The sequence below is a fragment of the Bacillus sp. LSHTCR4 genome, assembly GCF_057197025.1.
In genome coordinates, this window is record NZ_JBXUNO010000004.1 from 142,964 (window position 1) to 164,621 (window position 21,658).

Below are 21,658 nucleotides of genomic sequence, written 5' to 3' on the forward strand. Positions count from 1 at the left end.
GCGTTACATAAATTCAAATTAACTTTATTAAATTGCAAATATAATAGAAAAGGTGCATATTTACATATCAATGAAAATATACACCTTTCCTCAGTAATATCATCAAAGCATTAGCTTCTATTATAAAAAATGGAGAGCATTTGCATCATTCTATGAGCAACTCATATAGGTTTCTATGGCTCTATCAAGTAATTTTTCCATTATCCTCTTAAAAAGTAATACTCTTGATATATTCATTATTGCCTACACTTTATTTGCAGTTATTAAACTGCCCTTTTCATTCATAGCGTTGCATCTTTTGCACTCTCTACTTTTCAGTTAATGAAAGGGATGTTTCTTTTATCCCTTCAAATTCATTTAATAGGTACTTAGCTATCTTTTCAACTGCGGGGAAGTCTACTATTTCCTCATGTGATCCAGGGACAGAATACTTATTTACTCTTCCTTTTAATAAAGGTCCCCAATCTGTAAACAACTCTTTTCCTTCCTCAGCACTACAGTAGATAACTTCTCCAAAGTAAGGTATCAAATCATTCTCTGCCATTAAGTTCAGGCATTTCCTATGAGCATTGATAACTTGCTTCAAATTCATAAGATTTGCATCAGGCGGGAGTACTCCTTCCATAATTAATCGCTCCACAAGCATATCTTGCTTATGGACGAGGCCTTCTTCCTGCTCAGTAAGATCTCTAGGAATGAAATGTTCAGATATATATGAGAGCATATCCTCCCTTGTTTTACGATCTTGCTCTGAAGGTACTTTAGTATCCATTAGTACCAAAAACTCAACTTCCTCTCCTTGATTCCTTAATACAGTTGCAATTTTATAAGCAATTGCACCGCCTAAAGACCATCCTCCAAGACGATATGGGCCTTCTGGCTGAACACGTTTTATTTCTTCAATGTAAAGTTGAATTACTTCCGGCAAGGTCAAATCATCAATTTCTCTCTTTTCTATGAGAGGATTCTGTAAACCATAAAATGAACAGTGGTTCTTAAGCAATCTTGCTAGTTGAATGTAACAGAATACATTCCCCATAAACGGATGAACGCAGAAGAAAGGTCTTTTTTCTGATTCTTGCAGTGGAACCAGCGCTGATACTGATTTCGTCATATCATGCTTATCACGAATAAGGCATGCGATTCCTTCCACTGTTGGATTCTTAACAAATGTAGACACCTTAATCTCTTTTCCAAACTTCTCCTTAATTTTTGAAACTAATTTAATTACAAGGAGAGAGTGCCCCCCTCTATTAAAGAAATCATCATTTACATAGACATCTTCTATCTGTAACACATCCTGCCAAATTTTAATCAACTGATATTCAATTTCATCCCTTGGAATGATTGGTGTAGAGAAGTTATTTTCTCTTTGAATAGTTAAATTGTTCAATACCTTTCGATCAACTTTTCCATTCGTTGTAAGAGGAATCTCGTCTATCTTAATAAAGTGTGCAGGAACCATATAATTCGGTACTTGTCTCTTGAGATATTCACGCCAATCATGCGTACTTCCATCTCCAACTACATAAGCAACCAATCTCTGCTCTCCTAAATTATCCTCTGTTACCAAAATTACTGCTTCTTTTACCAATGGATGCCTCTCTAGATTCGCTTCAATCTCTTCAAGTTCAATACGAAAGCCCCTAATTTTCACTTGATTATCAATTCTTCTCAAGTAATCTAAATTACCATCAGGTAAATAACGAACCAAATCTCCCGTACGATATAAACGCTCTTCTTCATTAAATGGATGACGGATAAATCGCTCTTCTGTTAATTCTGGACGATTCAAGTATCCTCTCGCTATACCTGCACCACCGATATATAGCTCACCTGTTACACCAACTGGAACAGGTAACAAATTTTTATCCAATACATAAGTTTGAACGTTCGGCAACGGACGTCCAATTGTAACTCTCTTACTATCTGTTTGAATATGATAACACGTTGCATCAACCGTACATTCTGTAGGACCGTATACGTTATAAAAATCAATTTTTTCGGTCTCTACTAGCTGTTCCCATAATGACGGCATAATTGCTTCACCACCGACTAATATCTTACTTGGTACATGAACATCATCACTTATTTCTAGCAATCCTCCATCTATAAGTAATTGAAGTAATGAAGGTGTTATATCAAACATTTCCAATTTATTCTCCCTAATATAGGTCACAAATTGTTTCGGATTAGTGCGAACTTCACTTGGGATAATATATAAACTTGAACCATAAAGCAACATTTGTAATTGCTGAATAGATACATCAAAGGCAATTGACGCATTCAAACCGACACGCATATTACTAGGTATCTCATGTGAGAAAACTTCTTTTTGTAAACCATAGGATAGGTTTATTACAGAATGGTGCTGTACTAAAGCCCCCTTTGGATTTCCTGTCGAACCAGAAGTATAGATAACATACGCTAAGTTTTCCCCTGTTACCTCACATATTGGTGAAAGTTTGCTTTCTTGAGAAAGCATTGCTTGGTCCCTATCTAGGCAAACTGTCTTGATGTCTTTAGGTATCCATCCTAGTAATACCTCATTTGTAACTAACACTTTAATTCCCGTGTCTTCTAAAATATATTGCAGGCGGCTTTCCGGATTCGATGGATCCAATGGAACATAGGCTGCTCCAGCCTTCCAAATTCCCATGAGACCAACAACCATCTCAACTGATCGATCAAAGCAGAGGCCAACTAATGACTCTGTCCCAATTCCACATTTCTGTAAATGATGGGCTAATTGATTAGCTCTTTCATTCAGCTCTCGATACGTTAGTTGCTGTTTTTCATCTACCACTGCCACCGCATCAGGTGTACGATTTACTTGCTCTTCGAATAGTTGATGAATTACATTCTCACTTGGATAGGATATAGCATTATTATTCCATTCTTCCAATAGCCTTCTTTGTTCAGCCTCCGTAATATATACTAGTTCCGATAGATTTTGATCATTGTTTTTGAGCATTTGCATTAACACTTGGTGTAAATGACCCAGCATTCGTTCAATGGTTACTCTATTAAACTTACTACGGTCATACATTAACTTTAACGATAACTGGATTCCTGGAACTACAGCCAATCCTAATGGGTAGTGGGTTTGTTCTACCCCTTTCAATTCACCAATTTCCAAATTTACTGAAGATTCTTCTTTCACTGGATAATTTTCAAACACATATAAACAATTGAACAGCGGTGTACCTCTAGGAACCTCACTCCACCCCTGAATCTCTGTCAAAGAAGCATACTCATATTGTCTTCTTTCTATCTCTTCCTCTTGTATCTTCTGCAACCAATCTATTACTTTTATATCATCCATCAATTGAATTCGCGTCGGTGACGTTGTAATGAAAGGACCTACGATGTTTTCAACATCAATAATCTCCGTAGGACGCCCTGAGCTTGTTACACCAAAGACAATGTCATTTTCTCCACTATATCGGCTCATGAGATATGCCCATGCACCTTGAATTACTGTACTCAAAGTAAGTTTATTTCGTTTCGCCCATCCTTGTAACGCTTGAGTCTGCTCTTCTGATAAATAGGTAACCTTTTCTGTATAACCTTTTTCTTCCTCTTTACTTTCTAAGCCCAACAAAGTTGGTGCAGTAAAACCTTTAAGCTTTTCTCTCCAGAATTGTTCCGCCTGCTCCTTATCTTGTTCTCTGAGCCATTGGATATATTTCTTATATGGTGAGGGTTTAGGTAACTTTACAGCTTCTCCATTCATTCTCTTCTGATAGACTGTAAGTAATTCATTAAAGACCAACGGTAAACTCCATCCATCCAGTAAAATATGGTGATGTGTCCAAACAATCCGATATTCTTCCTCACCTTCTTGAATGACCGTTACCCGCATCAATGGTGCTTCATCAAATTGAAAGGCTTGTTTTCGATCTAATGCCAAAAAGACTTTTCTTTTTCCCTCTATCTCTTCACTTGTCATTGTACTCCAGTCTTCTTTTTTCACTTTAAATGGGATATTTTCATACACCACTTGTACAGGTTCTTCAATTTCGTCCCATACAAATGCTGTACGAAAAATTTCATGCCGCTGAATTACAGATTTCCATGCCTGCTCAAAAGTAGGAATATCCATTTTCCCTTTAATCATAAAACTTAATTGCACTATATACGGTGCAACATGTTCATTCCCTTGGTCATGCAATGTGTGGAAAATCATACCTTCTTGCAAAGGTGATAGTGGATATAAATCAGTAATCTGATTGTTCTTTCCACGATTCATTTTGTTTAGTACATTTGTCAAACCTACTTGGTTAAGATTAGCCATTGCAAAATCCGAAATGGTCAGCGCAGATTCTCCATCTGAAGGTTGAATCAATCTGCTCATTTGATATAGCATATTCTGTGCAATACTTTGAATCGTTGATTTGGCGAATTGTTCAACATTGTATACCCAAGTGAACTGAAGTTTTCCATTCGTTACAACCCCAATTACATCAATTACATGCGATCGCTTGGAACCGGCAGCATGATCTAAACGCTTAAATTCGTTCTCCGGCATAAACATTGCATCGCTAGAAAACATTTGATCAAATTGTCCAAGATAGTTAAAACTAATAGACGGTGTATGTTGAGAGCTCAATTGCTCACACATTGTTGCGTTCATGTAACGCAACACCCCATAATCAACACCCTTATTAGGAATTTTGCGAACTTGTTCTTTAACTGCTTTTAATGCTGCAATTGGCGTATTAGCACTAGTAATATTTAAATGAACTGGGTAAATACTTGTAAACCATCCCACGGTTCTCGATAAATCAACATCTTCAATAATCTCTTCTCGACCATGTCCCTCTAAATCTACGCTTAATATCGGCTGCCCCGTACATGCTGCTGTAGCTTGTACCAATGCTGCTAATAATACTTCATTGATTTGGACACGATGAGTGCTTAAAGTCTCTTGCAATAACATACGGGTCTCATTCTCATTTAACACCACAGTAATTTCCTCAGTTACTGCGCTTACTGGATTACTTATAGTACCATCTACTGGCAGTATAACTACGTCTTGTTCAGCCTGCTGCTTCCAGTAATGTAGCACTTCTTTTGATATTCCACTTTCAGCGTAATGTTGTAATTTCTCCGACCATTCTTTAAAAGATGTACTCTTCATAGGTAATTGAATTTTTTGCCCTTGGACTGCTTGCGTATATGCTGTTTGCAAATCTTCCAATAAAATTCGCCAAGAAACACCATCCACGGCTAAGTGATGAATTGTCCAAAATAATCGGCCAGTCTTCTCACCTTCATCAAAATACACCATTCTCATTAACGGACCTTCATGTAAATTTAAACCTTCTTGTGCTATATTAATCTCTTTTTGAATAACTTCATGCCAATCCGCTTCCGGCACTTCGTCTAATGAAATGACAGTCAGCATCAATTGTTCTTCAATTCCTTCATTCCACTGTTTCCAAGCCCCATTAGGTAAACGTTCATATCTTAAACGCAGGGCATCATGATGAAGTAGAAGGTTACGCGCTGCCTTTTCCAGTGATCCTATGTCCAATTTTTCTTTCGTTCTAAAGAACATGGATTGATTCCAATGATGTGGGTTAGGATGATTTTGTGCAAAAAACCTTTGCTGAATAGGTGTAAGTATCGTCTCTCCAATTATAATTCCTTGTTCAGCTTGTACACCTTGTTCTTCTTTGACTACTTGCGCCAACTCAGCAATCGTTTGGTGTTCAAATAGTTGTTTTGGTGTCAACTGTAAACCAGCTTGCTTCGCACGAGAGACAATCTGAATGCTAAGAATTGAATCTCCACCAATTTCAAAAAAGTTATCATTAATACCAATACGTTTTGAACCCAGCACACGTTCCCAAATGATAGAAAGCTTGTGTTCACGTTCATTTCTTGGGGCTACGTAGCCTTCTTGTGTTCCTTGATAATCTGGTATAGGCAATGATTTCCGATCAACCTTTCCATTTATGGTTAGCGGTAATTCTTTCAGTTCGACAAAGTAGGAAGGTATCATATGGATTGGCAGTTTTATTTTAAGATACTCTCGCCATTCTTCTAAACTGCCTTCGCCCACTATATAAGCTACTAACCTCTTATCCCCCGACTGATTTTCCCTAACTATTACAACTGCCTCTTTTATCAAGTCATGCTCCTGTAAAGTCGACTCAATCTCCCCAAGTTCGATTCGAAATCCTCTAATCTTCACTTGATTATCCATTCTTCCTAAATAGTCTATATTACCATCAGAAAGATATCTCACGAGATCGCCTGTTCTATATAATCTCTCGCCTTCTTTGAATGGATGAGAAATAAATCGTTCGGATGTTAACTCTGGACGATTTAAGTATCCCCTCGCTAGACCCGCTCCTCCGATATAAAGTTCACCCATCACACCAACTGGAACTGGCAACCTATTTCTATCTAATACATAAGTTTGGACGTTAGGCAATGGACGCCCAATTGTTACTCTCTTACTATCTTTTTTGATATGATAGCATGTTGCATCAACCGTACATTCTGTAGGACCATAAACATTATAAAACTGTATTTTATCAGTCTCTACTAGATGTTCCCATAATGACGGCATAATCGCTTCGCCACCAACCAATACCTTACTTGGAACATGAACACCATCGTACGTTTCTAACAATCCGGCATCTATAAGTAATTGAAGCATTGAAGGCGTTATATCAAAGATTGCTAACTTGTTCTCCCTAATATAAGCTACAAACTGTTCCGGATTACTTCGTACTTCATTCGGAATAATATATAAACTTGAACCATACAACAGCATTTGTAATTGCTGAATAGATGCATCAAAGGCAATTGACGCATTCAAACCAACATGCATGTTAGATGGTATCTCATGTTCGAAAACCTCTTTTTGTAAACCATGCGACAAGTTTATTACAGAATGATGCTGTATCAAGACACCCTTTGGATTCCCCGTCGATCCCGAAGTATAGATAACATACGCTAGGTTTTCTCCTGTTACTTCACATTTTGGTGAAAGAATGCTTTCTTTTGAAATCATTGCCTGATCCCTATCTAGACAAACTACCTTGACTTCTTTAGGTATCCAATCTTTTAATGACTCATTCGTAACTAATACTTGAATTCCAGTGTCCTCCAAAATATATCGTATGCGACTTTCTGGATATGATGGGTCCAATGGAACATATGCTGCTCCAGCCTTCCAAATCCCCATAATACTAACAATCATCTCAACTGAACGCTCAAAGCAAAGCCCAACCAATGATTCATTCCCAATTCCGCATTGCTGAAGATAGTGGGCCAATTGATTAGCTTTTTCATTCAGCTCTCGATACGTTAACTGCTGTTTTTCATCTACCACTGCTACCACATCAGGTGTACGATTTACTTGCTCTTCAAACAGCTGATGAATCGTACTTTCCTGTGGATATGCTACAGCATCATTATTCCACTCTTCCAACTGTTTTTGCTGTAATCCTGATAATATAGGCAACTTAGCTAATGATTTATCAGGATTATCCACGATTACATTCAACCAGTTCCCAAAATGTTCAGCCATGGATTCAATAGTTAAGCTGTCAAATAAATCAGTTCTATAAACAAAAGTAAGTAATAAACCCTCTTCTACTTCTGCAGCTGTTAAACTTAAATCAAACTTAGCGATTGGAGCATTGCTTTCCATTACTTTTATATTTCTTCCATGTAGTTCTGGTAGCTCCTGTCTCGTATTTTGCAAAGTAAACATGGTTTGGAAAATCGGAGAATGGCTTGTATTTCGTTCAGGTTGGATAACCTCTACAATTTTCTCAAACGGAACATCTTGATACTCATATGCCTTCAATGCTTTTATCCGCACTTGAGACAACAACTCTTGAAATGCCGGTGCATTACTTAAATCAGCTCGATAAACCAATGTATTGATAAAGAAACCAATCAGTCCTTCAATTTCTCGATAATTTCGATTTGCAATTGGGCTGCCAACAATAATATCCGTTTGTCCCGTATAACGAGCAAGGAAACTTTGATACGATGCCAATAAGGTCATGAAAAGCGTTGCCCCTTCTTGACGACTTAGTTCGTTTAATTTATCCAGTAATGAGCGTGACAACAGCACATTATGAGTTAATCCATGGTGGGTTTGCACTGGCGGACGCGGACGATCCATTGGCAACATTAAGACTGGTAACTCACCAGATAATTCTTCCTTCCAATATGCAAGCTGTTGATTTAGTACTTCATCTTTCAACCATTCTCTTTGCCACTGAGCAAAATCTGCATATTGAACTGGTAGTGGTTCCAGCTCTGCTTGTTTTTCACCAATCGCATTCTCATAAAATGCCATCCATTCTTGAAGTAAGATTTCCATCGACCATCCATCTGAGATAATATGATGCATATTACACAGAAGAACCCATTCTTCTTCTGAAATTCTTATGAGTTTCCCACGGAACAATGGCCCTTGTTCTAAATCAAATGGAGATTCGACTTCAGTTTGAATCAATTGCTCCAACTTTCTTTCTCTCTCCTCTAATGAAAGCTTAGTTAGGTCCATTTGCGGAAGAGGACGGAAAATATAAGGTTGAATCTGCTGCACAGGATGACCTTCTTCTTCATGAAATACCGTCCGCAAAGATTCATGACGCTCTATTAACTGATTCCATCCCAACTCCAATCCCTCAGGTAACCAATTCCCTGTAAGGCGGCATGCCATTGGCATATTATAAAGTGCACTATTAGGTGCAAATTGATCAATAAACCATAAGCGCTGTTGGGCATAAGATAGTGGAATATTATTTCCGCGTTCCATCGGCACCAATGGTGGAATTTCTCGTTTTTCGCTCCCCTTACGTAACTGATCTATTCGTTTTGATAATGCCTCGACCGTTGAATATTCGAACAGTTCACGTACTGGCAATTTGATTTGAAAGACTTCCTGTAAACGTGAGACCACTTGTGTAGCAAGTAGAGAGTGACCACCAAGCTCAAAGAAAGAATCCTGAACACCAATTTCTTTTATTCCTAGCACTTGACTCCACACTGAAGCGATAAGTTCTTCCAGCGGAGTTCGTGGGTATACAGTATTTTCGGCCGATTGTTCACTAAGTATAGGCAATGCCTTCAAATCAAGTTTTCCATTCGGTGTAAGTGGTAAAACTTCCATCTCAATAAAGTTTGTTGGAACCATGTAATTTGGTAAATGTGTTTGTAGATGTTCTCGCCATTCATGTACACTTCCTTCACCAACTACATAAGCTACTAATCTCTTGTCACCTTGATTATCCTCTCGTACCAATACAACTGCTTCTTTCACAGAAGAATGTGCCTGCAAAACAGCTTCTATTTCTCCCAATTCAATCCGGAAACCACGAATTTTCACTTGGTCATCTATACGGCCATGGAACTGGAGATTACCATCAGAAAGATAACTTGCTTTGTCTCCTGTATAATAGAGACGTTCTCCTGACTTGAAAGGATGTGGAATAAATTTTTCCTTTGTAAGATCCGGACGATTAGCATATCCACGTGCAAGATTCTTCCCTCCAATATAGAGATCTCCAATTACACCAATTGGTACTAGCTGAAGATGAGAATCTAACACATAAACTTCTGTATTCGCAATCGGTCGACCAATCGATGGCGTACCTGTTGTTACTCCTACAGGTACATAACAATCTGTGGTAACAACGGTATTTTCCGATGGCCCATACTGATTAATTACCGCAAAAGGAATATCGTTAGATGGATACTGCGTTAATTGATCCCCACCAGTAATGATAAAACGAAGATCCGTTTTATCTGGCCAAGATAATTTCAAGAGCCTTTCCAGAATAGGCGTAGGTGCAAAGCTAGCTGTTATTCGTGAATCAATGAGCCAGTCCCTTAGTGCTTCTGGATTAATTCTCAGTTCCTCTGTTGACAAGTAGAGTGCTGCGCCAGCAGTTAGATACGGCCAAATCTCCTGGACAGCCGAATCAAAAGCAACCCCTGCAATCTGAGTCGCACGATCCTCTGCTGAAATATGATAAACTTCCTGATGCCAAGAAACCATATTCATTAATGAGCGATATTCAACCATGACACCCTTCGGTTTTCCTGTAGAACCAGAGGTATAGACAATATAGGCTAAGTTCTCTGGATTTATTTGACGTGTAGGTGCGATTACGCTTTCCACCGTTAATTCTTCTAACCTCACCATTTCGACGTGTGCGAAATGTCCTTCTTGTCCTTCCGCCGTCACTACAAATTGAATTCCTGCATCTTCAATCATGTATTCTAACCTTGATTTTGGATACAACGGATCTAAAACGACATAAGCTCCACCAGCTTTTAAAATGCCCAGTAAACTTGCCATCAGCTCAGCTGACCTCGGAAGATAAACTCCTACCACTGACTCTGGGGCTACTCCCTTTCGTTGTAAAACATTTGCCAACTGATTTGCTTGTGTATCCAGTTCACCATAAGTCCACTGTTTTGTTTGATCAACTACCGCAATCGCATCAGGACGCCTTGCTACTTGCTCCTCAAATCTGTCGCAAACAAGACCCTGATGAGACATTTCCATTACAGTGTCATTCCATGTTTCTAATAACAAAGTACGCTCGGGTTCTGATAGCATACTCAGGTCATGCAACGGATTTTGTGGACGATGAGAAACTTCATGTAGCCATTTCTCAAAGTGTCCTGCCATCCGTTCAATAGTAGTAGCATTGAATAAATCCTTATTATACTCAAAAGTAAAAAGTAACCCCTCTTCCGTCTCAGCTGCCATTACACTTAAATCAAACTTTGCAATTGGACTATGGCTTTCTATCATTTCAATACTTCTACTAGATAACACCGGAAACTCTTGTTTCATATTTTGCAAAATGAACATAGTCTGGAAGATTGGCGAATGACTTGTACTTCGCTCCGGTTGCACAACTTCTACAATTTTTTCAAATGGAATATCTTGATATTCATACGCCTTCAATGCCTTTTGACGAACCTGATACAGTACATCTTGAAATGTCGGTCTACCACTCAAATTAGCTCGATAAACCAGCGTGTTAACGAAGAAACCAATTAGTCCTTCAATTTCTCTATAATTCCGATTCGCAATTGGGCTTCCGACCAGAATATCTTCTTGTCCCGTATAACGAGATAGAAAACTTTGATATGCAGCTAAAAGCGTCATGAAGAGTGTAGCCCCTTCTTTTCGACTAAGTTCATTCAATTTATCATGTAGCGTGCTTGGCAGAACCAGAGTGTATATCGACCCGTGATGAGTTTGTATCGCGGGACGCGGGCGATCCATAGGAAGTTGGAGTACAGGAAGCTCCCCAGACAATTCTTCCCTCCAATATTGGAGTTGTTGATCAAGCACATCCTCCTTTAGCCATCCTTTTTGCCACTGAGCAAAGTCGGCATATTGAACCGGCAATGGTTCAAGTTCCGCTACCTTTCCATCCGTTGCTTTCTCATAAAATGCCATCCATTCTTCAAGTAGGATTCCCATTGACCATCCATCTGAAATGATATGATGTAGAGTACAAAGGAGTATCCATTCTTCCTCTCCCACGTGCAAAATACTTGCCCTGATTAATGGACCCTCTGTTAAATCAAATGGCACTTCTGTTTCTTGTTGAATTAAACGTTTAACTTCTTCTTCTTGATCTTCAGAAGAAAGCATAGTTAAATCCGTTTTCGGAATTGATTGAAAAGCATACGGTTCAATTTGCTGTACAGGTTGACCGTTCACTTCGTGAAAGACCGTCCGCAGTGATTCATGACGTTCTATTAGTTGATTCCATCCCGTTTCCAATGCTTCAAGTAGCCAATTCCCTGTAAGGCGGCATACCATTGGCATATTGTAAAGGGCACTATTAGGTGTAAATTGATCAATAAACCATAAGCGTTGTTGGGCATAAGATAGTGGAATAGCTTCTCCTCGTTTCATTGGTATTAGAGGCGGAATCTCTCGTTTTTTATCTCCTTTACGTAACTGATCTAATCGCTTTGCTAGTGACTCCACCGTTGTATATTCAAATAGTTCACGTACTGGTAATTCGATTTGAAAAATTCCCTGTAAACGTGACACTACTTGAGTAGCTAGTAGTGAATGACCACCTATTTCAAAAAAGGAATCCTGAACACTAATATTTTTTATCCCTAACACTTGGCTCCAAACAGAAACGATAAGCTCCTCCACTGGTGTTCGTGATGAAGTAATATCTTCACTTATGAACTGTTCTTCTAATTCCAGTAAGGCATTCCGATTCACCTTACCATTTGGAGTGAGTGGCATACCTTCAATTTTGAAAAAGTATGCCGGAACCATATAATGTGGCAGTTGCTTCTTGAGATATTCACGCCACTCCCCAGTATCCCCTTCACCCACTACATAAGCTACTAACTGCTTATCTCCTGGTCGATCTTCCTTCACCAACACGACTGCCTCTTTTACAGATGAGTGATCATGTAAAGCTGCTTCAATTTCTCCCAATTCAATTCGGAATCCTCTAATTTTAACTTGGTTATCTATTCTTCCAATATATTCTAAGTTACGATCATTCATATATCTCACCAAGTCACCCGTTCGATATAATCGTTCTCCGTCCTTAAAAGGATGCGGAATAAAACGTTCAGTAGTTAAATCTGATCGATTGAAGTAGCCACGTGCCAATCCTACTCCTCCAAGGTAAAGTTCCCCTGCTACACCAATCGGGACCACTTGTTGATATTGATCTAACACATACAACTCTGTATTATCAATCGGACGACCAATTGGAATAAGCATTGCTTCTTTTTCTAAATCACAATCATAATAAGTCACATCCACAGTCGCTTCAGTAGGACCATACAAGTTAATTAACTTTGTTTGCTGAACATTGTAAAAGATCCCCTTAAACCGGCGAACCTGCTCAGTGTTTAACGCTTCTCCACTAGTAAAAACTTGAATTAAAGACGAGATATCCCTTTTCGAATTGTATAGTTCCATATAATCTAAGAAAGTAGATAACATCGACGGAACAAAATGCATGGTGGACACTCGATATCGTTCAATATACTCCTCAATCACCGCAGGATCTTTCTCTCCTCCAGGTGGAAGTAAACAAACACGTGCTCCTACAAATGACCACCAAAATAATTCCCAGACAGAAACATCAAACGAAAACGGTGTCTTTTGTAGGATTGTATCTTCCTCGGCCAATGGATATTTTTTCTGCATCCACTGTAGACGATTGATAACGGAATGATGTTCAATCATTACCCCCTTTGGATTTCCCGTCGAACCCGAAGTGTATATGATATAGGCTAAGTTATTTGCGGTTACTCCACTTACCGGAGCTAAATTACTCTCTTTAGAAATCCTCGCTTGATCCCGGTCTAAACAAATTGCTTGAATATCTTTAGGTAACCAGTCCTGTAGTGTCTCTTTTGTTAACAGCACTTGAATTTGTGAATTCTCCAAAATATATCTCAGGCGGTTTTCGGGATAACTTGGGTCCAGTGGGACATAAGCCCCACCTGCCTTCAAAATCCCAAAGAGACCGATAATCATATCAGGAGAACGTTCAATACATATACCGACCAATGATTCAGGTCCGATACCTCGTTTTTGTAGAAAATGTGCCAATTGATTCGATTTTTCATTAAGTTCTTGATACGTTAGCTTTCCACCCTCATAAACTACCGCGACTGCATCAGGTGTCCGTGCAACTTGCTGCTCAAATAGCTCATGAATCATACAATCATGACCATAAACTACGTCCGTATCATTCCATTCTTCTAGGAGTTGTTTTCGCTCAGTATCCGATAACATTGACAGCTTTGTATATGATTCATCTGGTTGATGCGTGATTTCATTTAGCCAGTTCTCAAAATGTCCTGCCATACGTGCAATGGTACTACTATCAAATAAATCTGTGTTGTATTCAAATGAGACAAATAGACCTTCTTCCACTTCATAGGCAGTTAAGCTCAAATCAAATTTAGCAATAGACATATTACTTTCTACCATTTCAATACTTCTATCAGGCAAATCTAGTCGTTCTTGTTTTATATTCTGTAGCGTAAACATGGTCTGAAATATAGGGGAATGACTCATACTTCGTTCAGGTTGAACAGCTTCTACCACTTTTTCAAATGGTATATCTTGAAATTCGTAAGCTTTTAACGCCTTTTTCTTTGTTTGGTTCAAAATCTCCCGAAAAGTAGGGGTGCCACTCAAATCTGATCGATAAACCAACGTATTAACAAAGAAACCAATTAATCCTTCTACTCCCTTATGGTTCCGATTTGCAATCGGACTACCAACTAGAATATCTGTTTGTCCTGTATAACGAGCAAGAAAGCTCTGGTATGCGGCCATTAAAGTCATAAATAAAGTAGATCCTTCTTGTCGACTTATATCCTTCAATTGACTGAGCAATTTATAAGGCAAAATTACATGATACGCAGCCCCAGGGTAAGTCTGCTTAACCGGTCGAGGTCGATCCACTGGCAGTTGTAAGATAGGAAGCTCACCAGACAATTCTTCCTGCCAATACGTAAGCTGACGATTTAGCACATCACCTTGCAACCACTCCTTTTGCCACTTCGTAAAGTCTGCATATTGAATGGATAATGAACTTAATTTAGCAGGATTTCCGCCCGTTTCTTCTTCATAGAAAGCAAGTAATTCATTCATGAATATACCAATGGACCAAGCATCAGAAATAATATGATGCATCGTACACAGTAATAACCATTCATCCTTCTCTAATTGAACAAGCTGATTACGAATTAAAGGACCATTCATTAAATCAAATGGTTCTTGCGCTTCTCTCGCAATTAAACTATCTACCTCTTTTTCTTTTACTTCTAGAGAAAGTTGAGAGTAATCCCTTACAGGTAATGCTCTAGGAAGGAATTCAATAATTTGTTGCACAGGTTGTTCTCCTACTTCTTTAAAAACAGTTCGTAATGATTCATGGCGTTCAATGAGTCGATTGAATCCCTTTTCTAATGCTTCAGGTATCCAATTTCCTTTTAGATGCCATACCGTTGGAATATTATATAAAGAACTATTTGGATTAAATCTGTCCATAAACCACAAACGTTGTTGTGCATAAGACAACGGGATTGCTTCTTTATTCTCCTTTTTTTGCATTTGCTTCTGAAGCCATGCTCTCTTCTCAGGAGAAAGTGAACTCAGCTTTGCAAGTAAATCACTTTTCATTTTTTTACCCCTTCCTGAATCAAATTACTCTCGAATATCCCTTGTGCTTCTTCCTCTGATAGCTCTTCTAATTGCTTAAGTAGTTCCTGTAATTCTTCATCATTACTGACTTCTACTTCTTTTTGAACATAGTCTTGAAGACTTACATTCTCCTTACTATCATTCTGCATTTCTTGATTTTTGTTATAGAGCAATTGATCAATCTGTTCTGCCAATTGCTGCACCGTATGAAACATAAATAAATCATGCAATGGTATCTCGATTCCAAAAGCCTCTTTAAGATTGGAAACAGCTTGCGTAGCGAGTAGTGAATGGCCACCAATTTCAAAAAACGAATCTTGAATTCCGATGTTTTCCATATCTAAAACTTCATGCCATATTGAAACGATTGTTTTTTCCGTAGACGTACGAGGAGCAATATAACCACTTGCTATCTCCTGTCTCTCTGGTACTGGTAAGGCCTTCCTATCAATTTTCCCATTAGGAGTGAGTGGAAATGCATTTAATCCAACAAAATAGGCTGGAATCATATAATTTGGTAGTTGATCCTTGAGATAATCACGCCACTTTTGAGCATCTCCATCTCCTACAACATAGGCAATCAAACGTGGATTGCCAGGATAATCTTCCCGCACCATCACAATAACTTCGTTAACTAGTGTATGCCTTTGTAATGTCGCTTCAATTTCTCCTAGTTCAATCCGGAACCCACGAATTTTCACTTGATGATCGATTCGTCCAACATACTCCAAATTTCCATCTGGTAAATACCTTACTAGATCTCCAGTCCGGTATACTCGCTCTCCTTCTTTAAACGGATGCGGTATAAAACGATCTTGCGTTAAGTCAGGGCGATTTAAATATCCACGCGCTAACCCTGATCCACCAATGTATAGCTCACCAACTACACCAATTGGAACCATTTTTTGTTCGGCACTCAGTACATATACTTCTGTATTGAATATTGGTTTACCAATTGGTGGTACCCTATGCATGTCACCCTTTTCTAATTCCATATACGTGGAATACGTAGTATCTTCGGACGGTCCATATAGGTTGTACACCTTTTCGATCGTACTTCTCTCGTATAAATCTTGAACAAGCGAATATGGCAATGGTTCTCCAGCCAAGTTCATCACCTTTACCGAAGAAGGGATTGTTTTTGCTCGAACCAGTTCCTTCGCTACCGATGGCACAGTATTAACCAAAGTTACACCTTTGGTAGACAACTTCTCTAGATGTAGAGCATTTTCAGTGACAATCACCTTACCACCCATCGTTAAGGGAACAAATACTTCAAAAACGGATAAATCAAAAGATAGCGAAGTTGAAGCTAACACTCCCGCTAATTCCTTTCGGGAATACGTGTGATGCGCCCAATGAATCATTGTTACTGTATTCCTGTGCTCAATCATTACTCCCTTTGGATTTCCAGTGGAACCTGAAGTATAGATAATATAGGCTAAGTTATCGCCCGTCACTTCACTCATACATACCGTAGTTACTTCTTGTTCTATTTCTGCACGATTACAATCCATACAGATCACGTCAACGAATTTAGGTATAACCATTTTTTGTTGTATCTTTTCCTGTGTCACCAGTACCTTTATTTGAGCATCTTCTAAAATGTACTGCAGTCGACTTTCCGGATACGCTGGATCAATTGGGACATATGCTCCTCCCGCCTTCATAATTCCTAAGAGACCAACAATCATCTCGGATGAACGTGTAACGCAAATCCCAACCAATGATTCGCATGTTACACCATTTTTTTGTAAATAATGTGCCAACTGATTCGAGCGTTCGTCCAACTCTCGATATGTTAGTTCTTCATCTTCGCACACTACTGCAATTGCTTCTGGTGTTTTTTCTACTTGTTCTTCAAACATTGTATGAATCGTACTTTCTTCCATATCTATAACACCCGATTTATTCCATTCCTCTAGTAGTTGCTTATATTCTACTTTCGATAACATATTCAGTTCTGATAGTACACATTTTGGATGAGAGACAATTTGATTTAACCAATGTTTAAAATGACTTGCCATACGTTCAATGGTTGTATCATCAAACAAATCAGTATTGTATTCAAAGGTTAGTGATAATCCTTCTTCCGTCTCAGAAGCAAATAAACTCAAATCAAATTTGGCAACAGAAGCATGGCTTTCCATGATTTCCATTTGTCGTCCAGATAACTGAAGAAACTTTTGTTTCGTATTCTGTAAAGTAAACATAGTTTGGAATATTGGTGAATGACTTGTACTCCGTTCAGGTTTTACGGATTCTACCACTTTCTCAAATGGGATGTCCTGATACTCGTATGCTTTTAGTGCTTTTTTTCTTACCTGCGACAAAAGTTCTTGGAACGTCGGATTTTCACTGAAATCAGCTCGATAAACCAACGTATTTGCAAAGAAACCTATTAATCCCTCAATCTCTTTCACATTTCGATTAGCGATTGGGCTTCCAACCAAGATGTCATCCTGTCCTGTATAACGAGAAAGGAAGCTTTGATACGCTGCCATCAATGTCATAAATAAAGTGCATCCTTCTTGCAGACTTAAATTTTTGAGCTTTTCCTGTAGGGAATTCGCCACTATTAAGGACTGACTTGCACCACGGTGGGTTTGAACCGCAGGTCGAGGACGATCCATCGGTAATTGTAAAACCGGTAACTCTCCAGCCAATTCTTCCTTCCAATATCGAAGGTGCTGATCCAAATTCTCTTCTTTTTGCCATTCCTTCTGCCACATAACAAAGTCTGCATATTGGATAGATAACTCCTTCAATTCCGCCGGTTTGCCGCTTAATGCTCCTTCATAAAAAGCCATCCATTCTTCAAGTAAGATCCCCATTGACCATCCATCTGAAATAATATGATGCATCGTACAAATGAGAACCCATTCTTCCCTGTCCACTTTCAATATTCGTGTTCGAATCAGAGGACCTTGTCCAAAATGAAATGGTTCCTCAGCTTCGTTTTGAATGATCCGTTTCATTTCTCTTTCCCTATCTTCCAAAGAGAGATCTGTTAGATTCGTTTGAGGAATATGTCTGAATACATGAGATTGAACTTGTTGAAAAGGTTCACCCTCTTGTTCTAGAATTGTCGTCCTTAATGATTCATGACGCTCCAACAATTGATTCCATCCGACCTCCAATGCTTCAATTGACCATTCACCTGTTAAGCGACACGCTGCATGGATATTGTACATAGCACTATTTGGCATTAATTGATCAATAAACCATAGACGTTTCTGCGCATAGGAAAGTGGGATAACTTCTTCTCGTTTCATAGGTACAAGGGGAGAAACCTTTCGTTTTTTATCTTCTTTTCGTAACTGCTCCACTCGTTTCGCCAATGTTTCCACTGTATCGTGCTTGAAAAGTTCACGTAATGGAATTTTAATTTGGAACAGTTCTTGCAATCGAGAGACGATTTGAGTAGCAAGTAGTGAGTGCCCACCACGTTCAAAGAAGGAATCCTGAATGCCAATATTTTTTGTTCCTAACATTTGACTCCAAACCGAGGCAATAAGCTCTTCCGATGGCGTCCGAGGTAGCACATTTAAATCTTCAATAGCTTGCTCATCAGGTGCTGGCAAGGCCTTTCGGTCAATTTTCCCATTCGGAGTAAGCGGGAAGTGTTCTAACTCTATAAAGTGCGCTGGAATCATATGATTCGGTAATTGGTTTTGTAAGTACTCTCTCCACTCTTGGGTATTTCCATCGCTTATTACATATGCAACCAATCGTTGATCACCTGGACGATCTTCTCTAACTAATACGACAGCCTCTTTAATAAACGAACATTCTTCTAAAGTTGCTTCAATTTCTCCTAATTCAATCCTAAAACCACGCATTTTGACTTGATGATCCATTCTACCTATAAATTCTATATTTCCATCAGTTAGATATCTTACTGAATCTCCTGTTCGATATAGTCGTTCCCCCAATCGAAATGGGTGCGAAATGAATTTTTCAGCAGTAAGACTCTGACGATTTAAGTATCCACGCGCTAAACCAGCACCGCCAATATATAACTCACCCTCAGTTCCTATTGATTGCAAGCGTTGATGTTGGTCTAATACATATAATTGCGTGTTCTGTATTGGCTGCCCAATAGAAACAAATTCTTGATTAGGCTGAATATCAAATGCATTCACATAAATAGTGGCTTCAGTTGGTCCATAAAAGTTGGTTAATTTCACTTGTCCACTATAATTCCATTTCTGTTGAAATCGTCTAACTAACCCTGAACTTAGTTCTTCTCCACCAGAAAATACATGGCGTACGGACGAACAATTCATGTTCAATTCAATATGATTGAAGTGATCTAAGAAAACAGATAACATCGAAGGTACAAATTGAACTATAGTAACCTGATGTTGTTTAATCACTTCAGCTATAATAGAAGGATCTTTTTCTCCACCTGGAGGTAGGAAAGATACACTTGCACCAACGTGAATGCCCCAAAACAATTCCCAAACAGAGACATCAAATGAGAATGGCGTTTTCTGCAAGACCACATCCTTTTCAGAAAGCGGATATTTATGTTGCATCCATTCTAGATAATTAATTACTGAATGATGCTCAATCATTACTCCCTTTGGATTCCCTGTAGATCCTGAAGTATACATAACATACGCTAAATTTTCTCCTGTGACACCACTTATACATGGGGTTGATTCTTCTTTTTCAATTGCAGTGTAATCTTTATTCATACAAATCGTCTCGATATTTTCAGATAAAAACAAGTTTTTAGAATTCTCTTCCGTCACTAGTACTTCGATTCCAGCATCCTCTAATATATATCGAAGCCGACTCTCTGGATAAGTAGGGTCAAGTGGAACATACGCTGCTCCTGATTTTAGAATACCTAATAACGCTACCATCATTTGTAATGAACGTTCCATATATACACCAACTAGAGACTCTGGGCCTACACCATGCTTTTGTAAATAATTAGCTAGCTGATTTGCACGCTTATCCAACTCTTTATAGGTAATTTGTTCATTTTCGTAACTAGCCGCGATTGCTTCCGGCGTTTTTTTAACTTGCTCCTCAAACATGGTATGAACCATGCCTTCAGCCGAATAATTAACTTGAGTATGATTCCATTCCTCTAGTAACTGTATCTGTTCTTCTTCTGTTAAATGAGTAATTTCAAATAGTTTTGAATCTAGGCTCTTCGTCATCTGAATTAATATTTGCAATAAGTGATTCTGAATCCGATTTATTGTTTCTTCATTAAAAAAGCTTCGATCATACATCAACTTTAAAGTAATTTTCTTACCGGGCATTACAATGAGTGTTAAAGGATAATTTGTTTGTTCCGTGCTTTTAACATCTAGTAATCTTAAATCATCATTTCTCTCACCTTGAATTGGATAATTTTCAAACACATACAAGGTATGAAATAAGGAGCTATTTCGCGGAACCTCACTCCAGCCTTGAATATCTATCAACGAATTATACTCATACTGTCTTCGTTCCATTTCTTTCATTTGTATTTTACGAAGCCAATCTACTACTGATGTATTATCCGTTAATCGAATTCTGGTAGGTAATGTGTTAATAAATAGCCCCACCATATTCTCTGCACCCATTAAATCAGTAGGACGTCCAGCGCTAGTTACGCCAAATACGACGTCACTGTCACCGCTATACCTACTCATCAAATAAGCCCATGCACCTTGTACTAACGTATTCAACGTTAATCGACTATTTCGTACCCACTCTTGTAAATTCTCAGTAAGTTCCTCAGATACTTGATAAGCAAACTCCCCATAACCCTTCTCTTGTCCTTGATCCTTTCTTTCCATTGCTAATGGAGTAGGTGCATAGAACCCTTTTAATTCTTCTTTCCAAAATTCCTCTGCTTGACTTTGATCTTGTTTATTTATCCATTGAATATATTTTTTATAAGGAAGAGATTTAGGAAGATTCAACAATTCTCCCTTTATCATCTTGAGATAAACTTCCATCACTTCACTAAAGACCAATGACACACTCCATCCATCTAGCAAAATATGATGATGTGTCCAGATAATTCTCGTTTCCTCTTTTGCTTCTTTAATCGCAGTGACTCTCATCAATGGTGCTTCATCCAATAAAAATCCTTTCCTACGATCTGCAATCAAAAACTGGTGTAGTTTCTTCTCCTTCTCCTCATGCGAATGGGTACTCCAATCCTCTTGATGAATAGTAAAAGGAAGACGTTCGTAAACTGCTTGTAGAGGTTTTTCTACTTCCTCCCAAACAAATACTGAGCGCAGAACCTCATGTCGTTGAATAACATATTCCCAAGCTTTTTCAAAAGTAGCAACATCCAATTGCCCCCCGAGCAAGAAACCTACTTGTACAATATAGGAAAAAGAATATTCATCATCTTGATCGTATAAAGTATGAAACAGTATTCCTTTTTGCAAAGGTGATAAACCATATATATCAATAACGTCTCCCATT

General features: G+C 38.6%; 2 protein-coding genes. Both read right to left on the reverse strand.

Annotation, left to right across the window (positions count from 1 at the left end; all coding sequences use genetic code 11):
• Positions 1-307: 307 nt before the first annotated feature.
• Positions 308-15,190 carry a non-ribosomal peptide synthetase gene (locus AC2CGR_RS23000; protein ID WP_484481212.1) on the reverse strand — a complete coding sequence of 4,961 codons (14,883 nt, stop codon included), beginning with the start codon at positions 15,188-15,190 and terminating at the stop codon, positions 308-310.
• The gene (locus AC2CGR_RS23005) at positions 15,187-21,657 is read right to left on the reverse strand and encodes an amino acid adenylation domain-containing protein (RefSeq protein ID WP_484481213.1); all 6,471 of its coding nucleotides are present in this window, start codon (positions 21,655-21,657) and stop codon (positions 15,187-15,189) included. The genes AC2CGR_RS23000 and AC2CGR_RS23005 overlap by 4 nt, the downstream gene beginning before the upstream one ends.
• Position 21,658: the final 1 nt, after the last annotated feature.

What these genes read in the sequence shown, in the direction of transcription:
- AC2CGR_RS23005 (WP_484481213.1), bottom strand. Translation starts at nt 21,657, where the DNA reads ATGGGAGACGTTATTGATATATATGGTTTATCACCTTTGCAAAAAGGA.
- AC2CGR_RS23000 (WP_484481212.1), bottom strand. Translation starts at nt 15,190, where the DNA reads ATGAAAAGTGATTTACTTGCAAAGCTGAGTTCACTTTCTCCTGAGAAG.